The sequence below is a fragment of the Mesorhizobium sp. AR02 genome (genome assembly GCF_024746835.1).
Classification (GTDB): domain Bacteria; phylum Pseudomonadota; class Alphaproteobacteria; order Rhizobiales; family Rhizobiaceae; genus Mesorhizobium.
The window spans coordinates 421,817-434,848 of the sequence record NZ_CP080531.1 but is presented as its reverse complement, the minus strand read 5'-3'; the positions used below and the strand labels follow the sequence as shown (position 1 = coordinate 434,848).

At 61.4% G+C, this 13,032-nt stretch carries 12 protein-coding genes and 1 pseudogene; 10 read left to right on the top strand and 3 right to left on the bottom strand.

Going from position 1 to position 13,032, the window contains the following annotated elements; translation table 11 throughout:
- Positions 1 to 10 precede the first annotated feature (10 nt).
- The 3 genes and pseudogenes from DBIPINDM_RS06785 to sbmA all read left to right on the top strand — a co-directional run bounded on the left by DBIPINDM_RS06785 (position 11) and on the right by sbmA (position 2,886).
- Positions 11 to 235 (top strand): hypothetical protein, encoded by a 225-nt coding sequence (locus tag DBIPINDM_RS06785; protein ID WP_258589210.1) that lies wholly within the window; start codon positions 11 to 13, stop codon positions 233 to 235.
- 115 nt (positions 236 to 350) lie between these two features.
- Positions 351 to 1,509 (top strand): annotated as a pseudogene (locus DBIPINDM_RS06780) (YbfB/YjiJ family MFS transporter).
- Positions 1,510 to 1,623: 114 nt separating this feature from the next.
- Positions 1,624 to 2,886 carry a peptide antibiotic transporter SbmA gene (gene sbmA / locus DBIPINDM_RS06775; RefSeq protein ID WP_258585005.1) on the top strand — a complete coding sequence of 421 codons (1,263 nt, stop codon included), beginning with the start codon at positions 1,624 to 1,626 and terminating at the stop codon, positions 2,884 to 2,886.
- A 30-nt stretch (positions 2,887 to 2,916) separates the two neighbouring features.
- On the opposite strand, the gene DBIPINDM_RS06770 is transcribed toward sbmA, so the two are convergent.
- Positions 2,917 to 3,918 carry a polysaccharide deacetylase family protein gene (locus tag DBIPINDM_RS06770; protein WP_258585004.1) on the bottom strand — a complete coding sequence of 334 codons (1,002 nt, stop codon included), beginning with the start codon at positions 3,916 to 3,918 and terminating at the stop codon, positions 2,917 to 2,919.
- Between the two features lie 194 nt (positions 3,919 to 4,112).
- Here DBIPINDM_RS06770 and DBIPINDM_RS06765 point away from each other — a divergent pair, with 194 nt between their 5' ends.
- Positions 4,113 to 4,778 carry a tetratricopeptide repeat protein gene (locus tag DBIPINDM_RS06765; RefSeq protein WP_258585003.1) on the top strand — a complete coding sequence of 222 codons (666 nt, stop codon included), beginning with the start codon at positions 4,113 to 4,115 and terminating at the stop codon, positions 4,776 to 4,778.
- A complete protein-coding gene (gene der / locus DBIPINDM_RS06760) occupies positions 4,775 to 6,214 on the top strand; it encodes a ribosome biogenesis GTPase Der (protein ID WP_258585002.1) in 1,440 nt (479 codons plus the stop codon). Before DBIPINDM_RS06765 ends, der begins: the two co-directional genes overlap by 4 nt.
- A 17-nt stretch (positions 6,215 to 6,231) precedes the next feature.
- Here der and DBIPINDM_RS06755 read toward each other — a convergent pair whose 3' ends face one another.
- On the bottom strand, positions 6,232 to 7,149 hold the full coding sequence (locus DBIPINDM_RS06755; RefSeq protein ID WP_258585001.1) for a LysR substrate-binding domain-containing protein: 918 nt from the start codon (positions 7,147 to 7,149) through the stop codon (positions 6,232 to 6,234).
- Positions 7,150 to 7,268: 119 nt separating this feature from the next.
- On the opposite strand from DBIPINDM_RS06755, the gene DBIPINDM_RS06750 reads away from it, so the two are divergent.
- A complete protein-coding gene (locus tag DBIPINDM_RS06750; RefSeq protein WP_258585000.1) occupies positions 7,269 to 8,576 on the top strand; it encodes an MFS transporter in 1,308 nt (435 codons plus the stop codon).
- Between the two features lie 6 nt (positions 8,577 to 8,582).
- On the opposite strand, the gene DBIPINDM_RS06745 is transcribed toward DBIPINDM_RS06750, so the two are convergent.
- A complete protein-coding gene (locus DBIPINDM_RS06745) occupies positions 8,583 to 9,776 on the bottom strand; it encodes an acyltransferase family protein (protein ID WP_258584999.1) in 1,194 nt (397 codons plus the stop codon).
- A 262-nt stretch (positions 9,777 to 10,038) separates the two neighbouring features.
- Here DBIPINDM_RS06745 and DBIPINDM_RS06740 point away from each other — a divergent pair, with 262 nt between their 5' ends.
- The 4 genes from DBIPINDM_RS06740 to DBIPINDM_RS06725 all read left to right on the top strand — a co-directional run bounded on the left by DBIPINDM_RS06740 (position 10,039) and on the right by DBIPINDM_RS06725 (position 13,018).
- A complete protein-coding gene (locus tag DBIPINDM_RS06740; RefSeq protein WP_258584998.1) occupies positions 10,039 to 11,223 on the top strand; it encodes a cell wall hydrolase in 1,185 nt (394 codons plus the stop codon).
- Positions 11,224 to 11,479: 256 nt separating this feature from the next.
- Positions 11,480 to 11,887, top strand: a complete 408-nt coding sequence (locus DBIPINDM_RS06735; RefSeq protein ID WP_258584997.1) for an AtpZ/AtpI family protein — start codon at positions 11,480 to 11,482, stop codon at positions 11,885 to 11,887.
- Between the two features lie 84 nt (positions 11,888 to 11,971).
- A complete protein-coding gene (locus tag DBIPINDM_RS06730; RefSeq protein ID WP_258584996.1) occupies positions 11,972 to 12,730 on the top strand; it encodes a F0F1 ATP synthase subunit A in 759 nt (252 codons plus the stop codon).
- Between the two features lie 63 nt (positions 12,731 to 12,793).
- The gene (locus tag DBIPINDM_RS06725; RefSeq protein ID WP_010914827.1) at positions 12,794 to 13,018 is read left to right on the top strand and encodes a F0F1 ATP synthase subunit C; all 225 of its coding nucleotides are present in this window, start codon (positions 12,794 to 12,796) and stop codon (positions 13,016 to 13,018) included.
- Positions 13,019 to 13,032: the final 14 nt, after the last annotated feature.

Genomic DNA, 13,032 nt, shown 5'->3' with positions numbered 1-13,032 from the left:
GGAGCCGGAAATGTTAAGGATGCTGTCGTCGCTTAAGGTTCTGTTCGCTGTGGGCACGCCCTACGAGCCACGCTCCGAGAGCGATACGCAGACATGGCTCACCGATCCGCTTTCGCATCCCGTGCTGGACACCATGTCCGAGCGTGAACTTGGCGATGTGCCGTTCAGGCTGACGGCGCGTCGGACGGTGCACGAGACCGCTTCCTTGCAAGCCGGTTTCGGTGGGCGCTGCTGAGCGGACACCACACTTTCGGGCTTTAGGAAAAGTCGAAGCGAGCGGGTCGCCCTGTGGTTCTGGCCCAACAGATGGCGGATTGTTTCGGCGCTCCCCGCATTTATTGTGCGCTGCAATGAGATCGGCCTCAACAGCGCTGCGTTTCACCTTCGCCGGCATGATTGCGATGGCCGTCGCCATGGGCATCGGCCGCTTCGTCTACACGCCGATCCTGCCCGGCATGATGGAAGAACTCCATCTGTCGCCGACAAATGCCGGGTGGATCGCGTCGGCCAATTATCTCGGCTACCTCGTCGGCGCGTTTGTAGCGGCGGGCGGCTGGGCGCATGGCCGCGAGCGCCTGCTGATGCTGGGTGGTCTTGGCGCCAGCACTGTGCTTGCCGCCTTGATGGGACTGACCGACACCATGGTCGCCTTTCTCGTCATCCGTTTTCTGGCCGGTCTGGCCAGCGCCTTCGTCATGGTCTTCATGGCCAGCATCGTTTTCAGCCATATCAATGCTGCCGGTCGCGGCGACCTGCAGGCCTGGCATTTTGGCGGTGTTGGTCTCGGCATCGCGATCTCGGCGGCGATGATGGCGGTGCTGGTCACCGAGCATGCCGGCTGGGCAGCGGGCTGGCTGTGGTCGGCGGCGATCTCGGCTTGCGGTCTCGTGGTCGTGGCGCTGCTGGCAAACGAAGGCCCGCTCGCCAACGGCGAAGCCGTCCGTGAGCCGGCGCTGCCGAAAGACCGGTCGCTGATGAAGATGATCATCGCCTACGGGTTGTTTGGCTTTGGCTATGTGGTGACGGCAACGTTCCTGGTTGCCATCGTCCGCCAAGGCGGCGGCAGCCGCGTCTTCGAGGCCATGGTGTGGCTGGCCGCCGGTCTTGCCGGTTTTCCTTCGACGTGGCTGTGGCAGAAGATCGCTGGACGGATTGGGCTCTACGCCGCCTATGCGTTGGCATGCTTCATCGAAGTGATCGGCGTAACCGCCAGCGTGGCGCTTGGCGGATATTCGGGGCCACTGCTTGGCGGGCTGCTGCTCGGCGGCACCTTCATTGCCATCACCGCACTTGGCCCTGCAGGCCGCCCGGCAGCAGGCGCCGAAGGCACCCCGGCGCATCTTTGCGTTGATGACGGCCTCGTTCGGCCTTGGCCAGATCATTGGCCCGATCGCCGCCGGCCTTTTGGCGCAGGCGTCAGGGAATTTCTTCCTCGCTTCCATCGCTGCTGCGGCCATGCTGGTGGTCTCCGGTGCCGTCACATGGTCGGCCGCGCCAAAATCGCCATGATTTGTGGTCTTGCTCTGCACCGGGCATCGGGCAGGCATTTTCTTTCCCCCTAATGTGTGACTTTATGCCCGCCGAAGTCAGCTGATTTGCCCATCAAGCAAGGAATTCGCCACAGTGTTCGTATCCTTCTTCCCGCAGCCGAAGCTCTTTTTCTCTTCGGCGGTTGCCTGGAGCCTTGCCGCGATTTTGTTTTGGTTTTTTGGCGGTGAGCAGATAGGCGCCCTGGTCGGCTTGCCGCCCGATGCGCCGGATGTCGCAAAGATCGTTGGCGTGTCGGTCTTTTGGTCCAAGCCGTTTCTTTGGTTCTACCTATATTTCGCCGTGGTAGTTCTGATTTTTTACGGTTTCTGGGCGTGGTATCGCCCGCATCCTTGGCAGAATTGGTCCATTCTTGGGTCGTCTCTAATCCTCTTTGTCATCTATTATCAGGTTCAAGTGAGCGTAGCTTTCAACGACTGGTATGGCCCGTTTTATGACTTGATTCAGAAGGCGCTCGGTACGCCATTTTCCACCACTCCGTGGGATTTCTACTCGCAGCTTCTGACGATTACCTGGATAGCGCTTGTGGCAGTTACTGTCGGGGTCCTCAATAGGTTCTTCGTCAGTCATTGGATATTCCGCTGGCGCACCGCTATGAACGATTACTACATGGCCAATTGGGAAAGGCTGCGACATATTGAGGGCGCATCGCAGCGTGTCCAGGACGATACGATGCGGTTTTCCAACATGATGGAAGGTCTCGGGGTCAGCTTGGTGAGCTCGATCATGACATTGATCGCATTCTTACCGCTGCTGATGCGTTTTTCCGGAACTGTCACGGAACTACCACTCGTAGGTGAGGTGCCGCATTCGCTTGTAGTGGTTGCAATCCTCTGGTCGATCTTTGGGACAACTTTCCTTTGGCTGGTTGGGATTAAGCTACCAGGGCTCGAGTTTCGCAATCAGCGGGTAGAGGCCGCTTATCGCAAGGAACTTGTTTATGGTGAAGACGATGCGGCACGTGCACAACCGCAGACCGTTGCCGAGCTGTTCCGGAATGTTCGGAAGAATTATTTTCGCCTATATTTTCACTACGTATATTTCAATATTGCCAGAATATTTTATCTGCAGATTGATAATATATTTCCATATATCGTTCTCGTTCCCACGATGGTTGCGGGAAAGATCAAGCTTGGTGCATTGAATCAGATTCTAAACTCTTTTGATCAGGTGAGATCGTCATTTCAATATCTGGTGAATTCTTGGAGCGAGATTGTGGTTCTCACCTCAATCTACAAACGTTTGCGCGCGTTCGAGGCGACTTTGGAAGGTGAACCGCTTCCCGCCATAGACCGACGTTTCATTGAGCGCCAAGCTCAACAGTCCGACCCGGCCTAACCGCGGAACGAAAGAAATGGCGTGGGCGGCTTAGCCGCCCACGGTTTGTTCGCCGGCCTTGAACCGCGAAACGTAGTCGCGAAAACTGATGCATTCGACATCCGTTTCAATGCAGACCTCGCCGGCAAAGCGCTCCAGCGCGTTCCAGTAGGCGCCGTCATTCATCAGCGTGAAGTGGAAGCCGAGTTCCAGAGGAATACGCTTGCCCCGATACTGCGCATCGAAGGCGGCGCGAAACGCCTGATAGGTCCGGTCGGCGAACTCGTCGGCCTTGCTCGGCCGCTCGAAGCCGCCGGAATGCCTGACATAGAGATTGTAATCCATGGCGATCACCGGCCTGGATTTCGGTCCTTCCGGAATCTGCGGCAGTGAAAAGCGTGTGATGCCGCCGACGGTCGGCGGTTGGGCAGGGCCCTGGGAGACGCCGCTGGCGTCGAACTGGTAGCCGCCGGTCGGCAGCGCCTCGTAAAGCGCTTTGCTGATCGACAGATAGGGCGCGCGGAAACCGACAACTGCGTGTCGCGCGAAATAACGCCAGCCCTGCGGCTCGGGCACAATGCCGTTGATCGCATAGGCGTTCTCGAGAATATGCTTGAACGAGCCGAATTCCTGCAGCCAGTCGGCCTTGCTCCAGTCCTTGCCGTCGAAATGGCCGCAGGCGTGACTGGCAATGTCGTGACCCTCATGCGCGGCAAGGCCGATCTGCTCGAGCCGATCGGCGACTTCCTGCTTCGAGGCGGCAAAGCCGATGTTCGATTTCCCGGCCGTTTTGCCGGGCGCGGTGTATTCCTTGCGCGTCTCCGGCGACAGCAGGAAGACGCAGGAGAGAAAATAGGTGAAATGCGCGCCGGTGCGCTGCGCCAGCGCGCGGCTGCGCTTCCACTGCGAGATGTCGCGGGCGCTGTCGAACGAGATGATGACCACCTGCTTGGGCTTTGCCGGCATTGGTGGCGCGGGCGGATCGGCCAGAGCCGCGCCTGCGGTGGCGAGCGAGGCAAGCGAAAACGCAACAACGCGAGACAAACAAGGCATCGGCAAACTTACAGGCTCCGGGCGGTCAGCAAGCCGGCTATCCCCGAAATGTGGCGTGGGTGCGGTTGGCCCTTTCGTCCGTTTGCCCCAAGGATTAGGCGATTTTCCGCTTGAACCCCTTCCATGCCGACAAAATTTCGCTAAAACGCGGGCTCATGAACCGCCCCGGCCCGGGGCAAAAGTGGTTTTGATTGATGTCCGACGACAGTTTTATCCGTGAAGTCAATGACGAGATGCGTCGCGAGCAGGCGCAGAAGCTGTGGGACCGTTTCGGCCCGGCCTTGCTTGTCATTGCGATCCTCGTGGTGCTCGGCACCGCCGCCTTTGTCGGCTACCGCTATTGGGACGAGACGCGCGCCAACCACTCCGGCGATGCTTTCTCGCAGGCCTTGAAGCTTGCCAATGACGGCAAGAACGACGATGCGCTGGCCGCGCTCGATCAGTTGGAAAAGGATGGCTACGGCGCCTATCCGCTGCTTGCCCGCATGCGTGCCGCCACCGTCAAGGCGAGCAAGGGCGACACCAATGCCGCCGTCAAGGATTTCGACGATGTCGCCGCCGACACCGCCATTCCCCAAGGCATTCGCGACATGGCGCGTCTGAGGGCAGCGCTCCTGCTCGTCGATCACGGCTCTTTCGCTGACGTGTCCAGCCGCGTCGAGGCGCTGACATCGGACACCAACACGCTGCGCCACACGGCGCGCGAGGCGCTCGGCCTTGCCGCGTGGAAGGAAGGCAAGACCCAGGACGCGCTGAAACTGTTCGACCAGATCGCCGCCGATGACGGCGCCCCGCGCAACACCCGCGAGCGGGCAACGCTGATGTCCGAGCTGATCCGCGGCTCGGGCAATACATCGTGACCTTCAAAGTCGCCATCATCGGCAGACCTAACGTCGGCAAATCGACCCTTTTCAATCGGCTGGTGGGAAGGAAGCTGGCGCTTGTCGACGACACGCCGGGCGTCACACGTGACCGTCGCGTCCATGCCGCCAAGCTCTACGACCTGCATTTCGATGTCATCGACACCGCCGGTTTCGAGGACGCCGGCGCCTCGACCTTGCCAGGTCGCATGCGCGCCCAGACCGAGATCGCCATCCGCGACGCCGACCTGATCTTCTTCACCATCGACGCCAAGTCCGGCCTGCTGCCCGACGACAGGACTTTTGCCGAGATCGTGCGCAAATCCGGCAAGCCGGTCGTGCTGGTCGCCAACAAGGCCGAGGCCAAGGGCGCGCAGGGCGGCATGCTGGAGGCCTGGGAACTCGGGCTGGGCGAGCCGATCCCGGTTTCGGCCGAACATGGCCAAGGCATGCCCGATCTCCGCGATGCGGTGATCGCAGCGCTTGGCGAGGCGCGCGCCTTTGGTGAAGAGGAAGAGGGCGAAGACGACGAGATCGCCGCCACCGAGGTGCTGATCGGCGAGGACATCGCCGATCCGGACGCCGAGGACGTACATACCTACGACGACACCAAGCCGATGCGCATCGCCGTCGTCGGCCGGCCGAATGCCGGCAAGTCGACGCTGATCAATGCGCTGATCGGCGAGGAGCGGCTGCTGACCGGACCGGAGGCCGGCATCACCCGCGATTCGATCTCGGTCGACTGGGATTGGCATGGCCGCCGCCTGAAGCTGTTCGACACGGCCGGCATGCGCCGCAAGGCCAGGATTCACGAGAAGCTCGAAGTGATGTCGGTGCAGGATGGCTTGCGCGCCATCCGCTTTGCCGAGATCGTCGTCATCGTGCTCGACGCCACCATTCCCTTCGAGAAGCAGGATCTGCAGATCGCCGACCTGATCATCCGCGAGGGCAGGGCACCGGTGATCGCCTTCAACAAATGGGATCTGATCGATCATCCGCAGGAGCTGCTGGCGGAACTGCGCGAGAAGACCGAGCGGCTGCTGCCGCAGGTCCGCGGCATCCAGGCCGTGCCGGTCTCGGCCGAGACCGGACGCGGGCTCGACAAGCTGATGGATGCGGTGCTGAGGACCCACAAGGTGTGGAACAGCCGTGTCTCGACCGGCAAGCTCAACCGCTGGCTTGAGGCCATACTGGCACACCATCCGCCGCCCGCCGTTGCCGGTCGCCGGCTGAAGGTCAAATACGTCACTCAGGCCAAGACGCGGCCGCCGGGTTTCGTTGTCCAGTGCTCGCGGCCGGATGCGATGCCGCAAAGCTATGTCCGCTATCTCTCCAACAGCCTGCGGGAAGCCTTCGACATGCCAGGCGTACCGATCCGCATCGCACTGCGCACCTCCGACAATCCGTTCGCCGGCCGGGCAAAGAAGCGCAACTGAGTCCAGCGCCCGTCTGATCAGGCCACAGCACGCAAGCCGGCAGTCCGCGCATTGTCCGGCAATGCCTGCCGCGCCGCCTCCAGCAAGATGTCGGCCAGCCGAGCCGCCACCGGCTCGGGTTCGGCATCCCGGCGATGCAGGAACAACGCCATTTTGGGCAGCGCCGGCAGACCGGCGATCTCCGGCCTCATCGCGCTGACGCTGGCCGGCAGGCCGATGTCGGTGCGGATCGTCAGCCCCAGCCCCGCGGCGACAGCCGCCCAGATGCCGCCAAGGCTCGGGCTGGAGAAGGCCATGCGCCAGGGCAGCCCGGCGCGGTCGAGTGTTTCCGTCGCCACCGTTCGCAACAGGCAGGGCGCTTCGAGCGCTACCAGCGGCAGCGGTTCGCCGTCGCGCAGGCTGGTCTCGATGCGCTTGGCCGGGCCGATCCAACGCATCGGAACATCGGCGATGTGCTCGCTGTAGGGCAGGGTCTGGCCGCTATGCCAGGCGAGCGCGATGTCGAGGCTGCCTGACATCACCCTTTCGGCAAGGTCGTGGCTTCGCGCTATCCTGGCCTCGATCTTGACCTTGGGGTGGGCGCGGGCGAAGCGGCCGAGAACATCGGGCAATACAGCCTCGCCGAAATCCTCCTGCAGGCCGAGCCGCACCCAGCCTTCCAGCTCGACGTCATGGATGGCCGCTGCCGCCTCGTCATTCAGCTCGAGCAGCCGGCGCGCATAGCCGAGCATGGTCTCACCCGCCTCCGTCAAGGCGAGGCCGCGGCCCGCTTTGCGAAAGATCGGCGTCGCTGCCTGCTCTTCCAGTTTCTTCAATTGCGCGCTGACCGCCGAGGTCGACCGGCCAAGCCGGTCGGCGGCTTTGGCAAAGCTGCCGAGCTCCATGCCGGTGACGAAACTGCGGAGAACGTCGAGGTCGAATGTCACGCGTTGCATAGGGAATGTCCTGTTTTTCAGGATCGATAGTCAAAAACTTCCTGATTTTAAGGATGGATTTATGGCGATAGAGAGATGCCGTCAAGGTCTGGGCCACTGGACCATCAGGGAATGAAACGATGTCCGCCATCGTCGACTGCGCCGACCAACAGCCAACACAGATCCTGAAAGACAGGGCTGCCAGTCCAGTTGGGAGGGTGTTCAAGCCTGGCCATCGCTGGAAGGTCCTGGGCATCGGCGTCGCCGCGAACGCCAGTTTCTCGGCCACGTTCTCCGGCATACCGGCAACGGCGGTGGTGCTTCGTCAGGGCTATCACCTAAGCAATGCCGAGCTTGGCCTGGCGCTCGGGCTTCTCGGCTTGGGCGTTGCGCTCAGCGAACTGCCCTGGGGCTTGCTCACCGATCGCTGGGGCGACCGCCGCGTGCTTCTGATCGGGCTTGGCGCGACGGCCGCCTGGCTCCTCGCCATGGCCATGCTCGTCGTGCCGACTAGGTCAGGCATCCCCGATGTCATGCTGCTATCGGCAAGCCTGCTCATTACGGGACTGCTCGGCGGCAGTGTCAACGGCTCGAGCGGCCGCGCCATCATGGGCTGGTTCCGGGAAAACGAGCGCGGCTTTGCCATGAGCATAAGGCAGACGGCGGTGCCGCTTGGCGGCGGTCTTGGCGCGCTTGTCCTGCCGTCGCTTGCGCTCGCTTTCGGCTTTTCCGCGGTGTTCGCGCTCCTGGCAGGCGCATCCGCTCTTTCCGCCCTGTTTGCCTGGCGTTGGCTGCACGAACCGCCGACGGCGGGTCACGTCGTTTCGTCGGCTGTGGCCGGACCGGCGCCGCTGCGCAACATCGAGGTCTGGCGTATCGCCACCGCCATCGGCCTGCTTTGCTTTCCGCAAGTGGCGGTGCTCACTTTCGCATCGGTGTTCCTGCATGACTTCGCCGGGCTGGGAACGGCAGCGATCAGCGCGAGCCTCGCCGCGGTGCAGGTCGGCGCCATGGTCATGCGCGTCTGGAGCGGCCGCTTCACCGACCGCCATGGCAACCGGCGCCAGTTTCTGCGCTCATGCAGTGCGCTCAGCGCGTCGGCCTTCGCGATGCTCTGGGTGGTGGTCCTGGCCAGTCCAGTCGTGCCGGGCGGCCAGTCCTTCCTGATCGCTGTCCTTCCCCTGGTGCTGATTGTCGCAGGCATCTCGGTGTCCGCCTGGCATGGCGTCGCCTACACCGAGCTTGCCACGCTTGCCGGCGCCGGCCATGTCGGAACCGCGCTCAGCCTGGCCAACACCTTTGTTTTCGTCGGCTTCTTCCTGGTGCCCGTGGCCATTCCCGGACTGCTGCACCTCTGGTCCTGGTCCGGCGTCTGGCTGTCGGCCGCCATCTGCGCGCTGGTCGCGTGGCCGATCTTCCTGCGGCCGGTCGCACCCGGATCAGCTTGAGACACGTCAAACCAAGGCAGCCAGCGGCATATGCGGGGATGAAGGTGCGAGCCTGGACATCGGGAACCGCCGTTTGGCCCAGGCGATGGCGGGTTTTTCCGCCGTTCGATGGAGGATGACCGAAAGGCCAAGGCTCAATATCGCTGCCGAAATTGTGGCTGCTATTGGACCGTAGTGCTTATCGAACTCGTAATTGTAGGCCAGGTTGAAAATGACGATTTGATGAATCATGTAAAATGCAAAACTGATCTCACCGCAGAAAATCAACGGGCGGCAAGATAGAACGCGCGTCACCGCGCCGGATTGGTGTGCAAAGACATAGACCAAGGCAGCGAATACCGGATACATCCCATATTCGCGGTACGCGACAGATGCCATGACCGATGCATGGTCGGCGAGGGATCGCGTGATCTCGTCATGCACGCCGGCATAAAGCACCAGGCAGGCGATTGCCGCAATCTGAGTGGACGCCAACCAGCCGGCGGGGATGCGCCGAAGTCTGAACAATTGATAGACGGCTATCCCCGACAGGAATTCCACCGTGCGCAGAGGCGGAAAAAGTTGAACGAACGACGCGTCCGTAACGTAGAAATCCAGCCACGGTCGTTCGGAAGAAGGCGGAAATACCGGACCGGGCAAAACCGCCGTGAACGCAAGCAGGCCGAGGACGGCAAGGGTCCAGCCGCAAATCACCAGCATGACCTGGTTTGGCCTCAGGATCAGAATGAACGGCAGGAGAAGGTAGAAGAATAACTCGACCGATATCGACCATGAGACGCCATTGTAGGCGTAGGCCGTGCCGTAGGTCGGAATCCATGAGCTCTGGAGCGTCGTCGTTAGATATGCGGTGAGAAGGCTTGCGGGTCCATGAAGCGTCACCAGGGCAAAAAAGGAACACAGCATGTGAACAGGCCAGAGCCTGAAAAATCTCTGGAAGACAAAGTGTCTTACATCGCGCCAGTCAAAGAAACGCCCTGCGAAACTGTATGACAACACGAATCCCGACAGGACAAAGAAAAACGAGACGGCGCAGCCGAGATCCATATTCCGGATGGATTGCGACGCATCGATTCCAAACGACTTCAGATGATGGATGAATATCGATAGGGCCGCAAAAGCCCGCAGGGCCGTCAAATTATGAAGCTGGGGGCGTCCGGGTGGCTCTATCGAGTTCACGCCGTTTGCGGTTGTAGTGTCCACGACCGTTGCCTCGTCGCTCGGCTTGCGCGGCCGCTGTTTCGAACAGCTCCATTGTGATGGTTGGAATATGGATATCCGGTTAAGGCCGGTCCCGGGAACGCGGATTGGTATTCCGTCGCCATCCCGCCGCAAAACCGCCCGACTTCGACACCACGACCTTGAGCCGACTGAGAAAACCCGATCGATCCCGTTAACGTCCCATCAAGGTTAATGCATCATTTTGCTCTCCAGTGGGGTCAGTGGCGTTCCTGGAGAGTGTTCCGTGCATCGACGTGTGTTGAAGCGGCTTGTTGCCGCCGCCGGTGAGAAGAAACGCAGCTTCGTATCTCCGTTCATCATCGGCCTCGGCATCTGGATCGGCTTCCCGACCGTCGCCGCCTACCAGGACATGACCAGCTTGGTGTCCGGCCTCGAATCGCCGACGGCGCGCTGGAATTCCTATGTCGAGAGATCCGTCGCCGGTTCGGTGCATGCCGCCGAGATGCCGTTCGTGGATTCCGACGTCACCGGCTCGATCTCCGGATCGGGCATCCACCTGGCTGGCGTCGGCAACGTGTCGTTCCGCGGCAAGGGCGGCAAGGTCAGCGGCTCGCCCGACGAGGATCGCGTGGTGCGCGCCGACAAGAAGGGCCGCATCGTCCAGGTGTCTCCCGTTGCGCCACCGAAGAACTTCAACGCCGGTTCGATCTTCCAGCGGACCTCCTCCTTGATGCGGCCGAGCATGGACGGCGGCCTGAAAATGGCCTTCGCCAAGCCTCAGATCAAAGGCAAGGAAATCCAGATCGCCGCGGAATTCCATGCACGTGAGGACAAGAAGCCGGATCCCGGCGTGCCGGCCATGCTTGCCGCCCTGGTCAACAACGACCATCCCGATGTGCTGGCGACGGCCTATGCGCAATCCGAACCGGACTATGCCAAGGCCTCGCCCTTCGAGGCCCTGCTGCAGGACGAGCAGCCCAACAGTGGCCGCTTCATTCCGCCGATGGCCAAGGGCGACCATTGGTGGATCCAGAACCCGCTTCCGGCCAGTGTCTTCTCCAAGCCCGAGCAAAAGTGCCTGGCCAACGGCATCTATTTCGAGGCGAGGAGCGAATCCGTGCGCGGCCAGGCTGCCGTCGCCCAGGTCATCCTCAACCGCGTGCGTAATCCGGCCTATCCGAATTCGATCTGCGGCGTCGTCTACCAGAATGACAGCTGGTTCAACCGCTGCCAGTTCTCCTTCGCCTGTGACGGCAGGAAGAAGCGCATCGACAGCCCGGCCGCCTACAAGACCGCGCAGGACATCGCCATGGCCGTCACCGCCGGCAAGATCTTCATCCCGGAGGTCGGATCGTCGACCCACTACTATGCCCAATATGTCCATCCGGGCTGGGCGCGCACGATGCAGAAGATGACCAAGATCGGCCTGCATATCTTTTACCGCACCTATGGCGGCGGCTGGAGCTGAGGGCCCGTCGGTCGCTGGTCTTTTCCACCGGTCACAGGCTCGATCAGGCAGCCATTGCCCGGGGGATTCGCGCGCCGCATCCCCATCCTCGCGACGGGCACGATGTCGCACCTCTCTAATTCGTTGATTCTATTACCTAAAATACATGGCAATGATCTTCCGCCCGTGGCTTGACGGGCGCAAACCCTCTAACTATGTTGCCGGCGACTTTAGAAGCGGACGGACGGTGACGGTCTGACCGGGCAGGGGGGTTGCGATGGCCGACAAGAATGGGCCAGGCGGAACCGGAGAAACCGGCCGCGGCAAACATCATGAAGCCGACATCCGCGACGACGATCTTGAGCGACGTCGGCGTGAACTTGAAGCATCGCTTGCGACAAGGCTGCCGAACCGGCTCGAGGGGAAAGACGACGCGAAAGCGGGCAGTGCGGCCGGATATGGCCAGGCGGTCAAACTCTCCAGTGAATTTATCGCTGGCGTGGTGGTGGGCGCCGGCATCGGCTGGATCATCGACCGTATGGCGGGGACATCGCCGTGGGGTCTGATCGTTTTCCTGCTGCTTGGTTTTGGCGCCGGTATACTCAATGTCATGCGTTCCGCAGGCGTTGTGGCAGAATTCGGGCAGGGCGATAAATCGCGCTCTGGCCGGGACGACAGCAAATGACCGCCCTTCAGGCGGCATTTGGAAATAGCCGCCCTCGTGCGGCAAGGGTAATTTGGCCGTACGCGGCATTGACGGGGTTAGAACGTGGCAGCTGACAAGGTCGATCCGATCCACCAGTTCCATATCATCAAGCTGGTTCCGATTAACATCGGCGGCTACGACCTGTCCTTCACAAATTCGGCACTGTTCATGGTCGCGACCGTGGTGGTCGCCGCCGCGTTCCTGTTTCTCACCACGTCAAGCCGCAGCCTGGTTCCCGGCCGGCTTCAGTCGGTCTCCGAGATGGCCTACGAATTCGTCGCAAACATGTTGCGTGACGCCGCCGGCACCCAGGGCATGAAGTTCTTCCCGCTTGTGTTTTCGCTGTTCATGTTCGTGCTGGTCGCCAATCTGCTCGGCCTGTTCCCCTATTTCTTCACCATCACCAGCCACATCATCGTCACCTTCGGTCTGGCCATCCTGGTGATTGGCACCGTCATCGTCTACGGCTTCATGAAGCATGGCCTTGGTTTCCTGAAGCTGTTCGTGCCGAAAGGCGTGCCTCTCGTAATGATGGTGCTTGTCGTTCCGATCGAGGTGATTTCCTTCGTCTCGCGCCCGATCAGCCTCTCGGTTCGTCTGTTCGCCAACATGTTGGCCGGCCACATCACGCTGAAGGTGTTTTCGGGCTTCGTCGTCAGCCTCTCCGCGCTGGGCGCGGTCGGCGTGGCGGGCTCGATCCTGCCGCTGGCCATGGCGGTGGCGCTGACGGCGCTGGAACTGCTCGTCGCCTTCCTGCAGGCCTATGTCTTTGCGGTGTTGACCTGCATGTACCTCAACGACGCCCTGCACCCGAGCCACTAAATTTCACCGGCGCATGACGCCAACTACAATCTGCAACGACAACGGAACCACAAGGAGTTTGACATGGAAGTAAATGCAGCAGCTGCAATCGGCGCCGGCATCGCTTGCCTGGGCATGGGTGGCGCGGGCATCGGCCTGGGCAACATCTTCGGCAGCTATCTCTCGGGCGCGCTGCGCAATCCGTCGGCTGCCGATGGCCAGTTCGGCCGCCTGATTTTCGGCTTCGCCGTGACCGAAGCTCTGGGCATCTTCTCGCTCCTGATCGCGCTCCTCCTGGTGTTCAAGTAAGAAACACAGGCTGA

Coding starts and splice junctions, on each gene's coding strand:
- DBIPINDM_RS06785 (WP_258589210.1), top strand. CDS start 11: ATGTTAAGGATGCTGTCGTCGCTTAAGGTTCTGTTCGCTGTGGGCACG.
- DBIPINDM_RS06770 (WP_258585004.1), bottom strand. CDS start 3,918: ATGCCTTGTTTGTCTCGCGTTGTTGCGTTTTCGCTTGCCTCGCTCGCC.
- DBIPINDM_RS06765 (WP_258585003.1), top strand. CDS start 4,113: ATGTCCGACGACAGTTTTATCCGTGAAGTCAATGACGAGATGCGTCGC.
- DBIPINDM_RS06755 (WP_258585001.1), bottom strand. CDS start 7,149: ATGCAACGCGTGACATTCGACCTCGACGTTCTCCGCAGTTTCGTCACC.
- DBIPINDM_RS06750 (WP_258585000.1), top strand. CDS start 7,269: ATGTCCGCCATCGTCGACTGCGCCGACCAACAGCCAACACAGATCCTG.
- DBIPINDM_RS06735 (WP_258584997.1), top strand. CDS start 11,480: ATGGCCGACAAGAATGGGCCAGGCGGAACCGGAGAAACCGGCCGCGGC.
- DBIPINDM_RS06725 (WP_010914827.1), top strand. CDS start 12,794: ATGGAAGTAAATGCAGCAGCTGCAATCGGCGCCGGCATCGCTTGCCTG.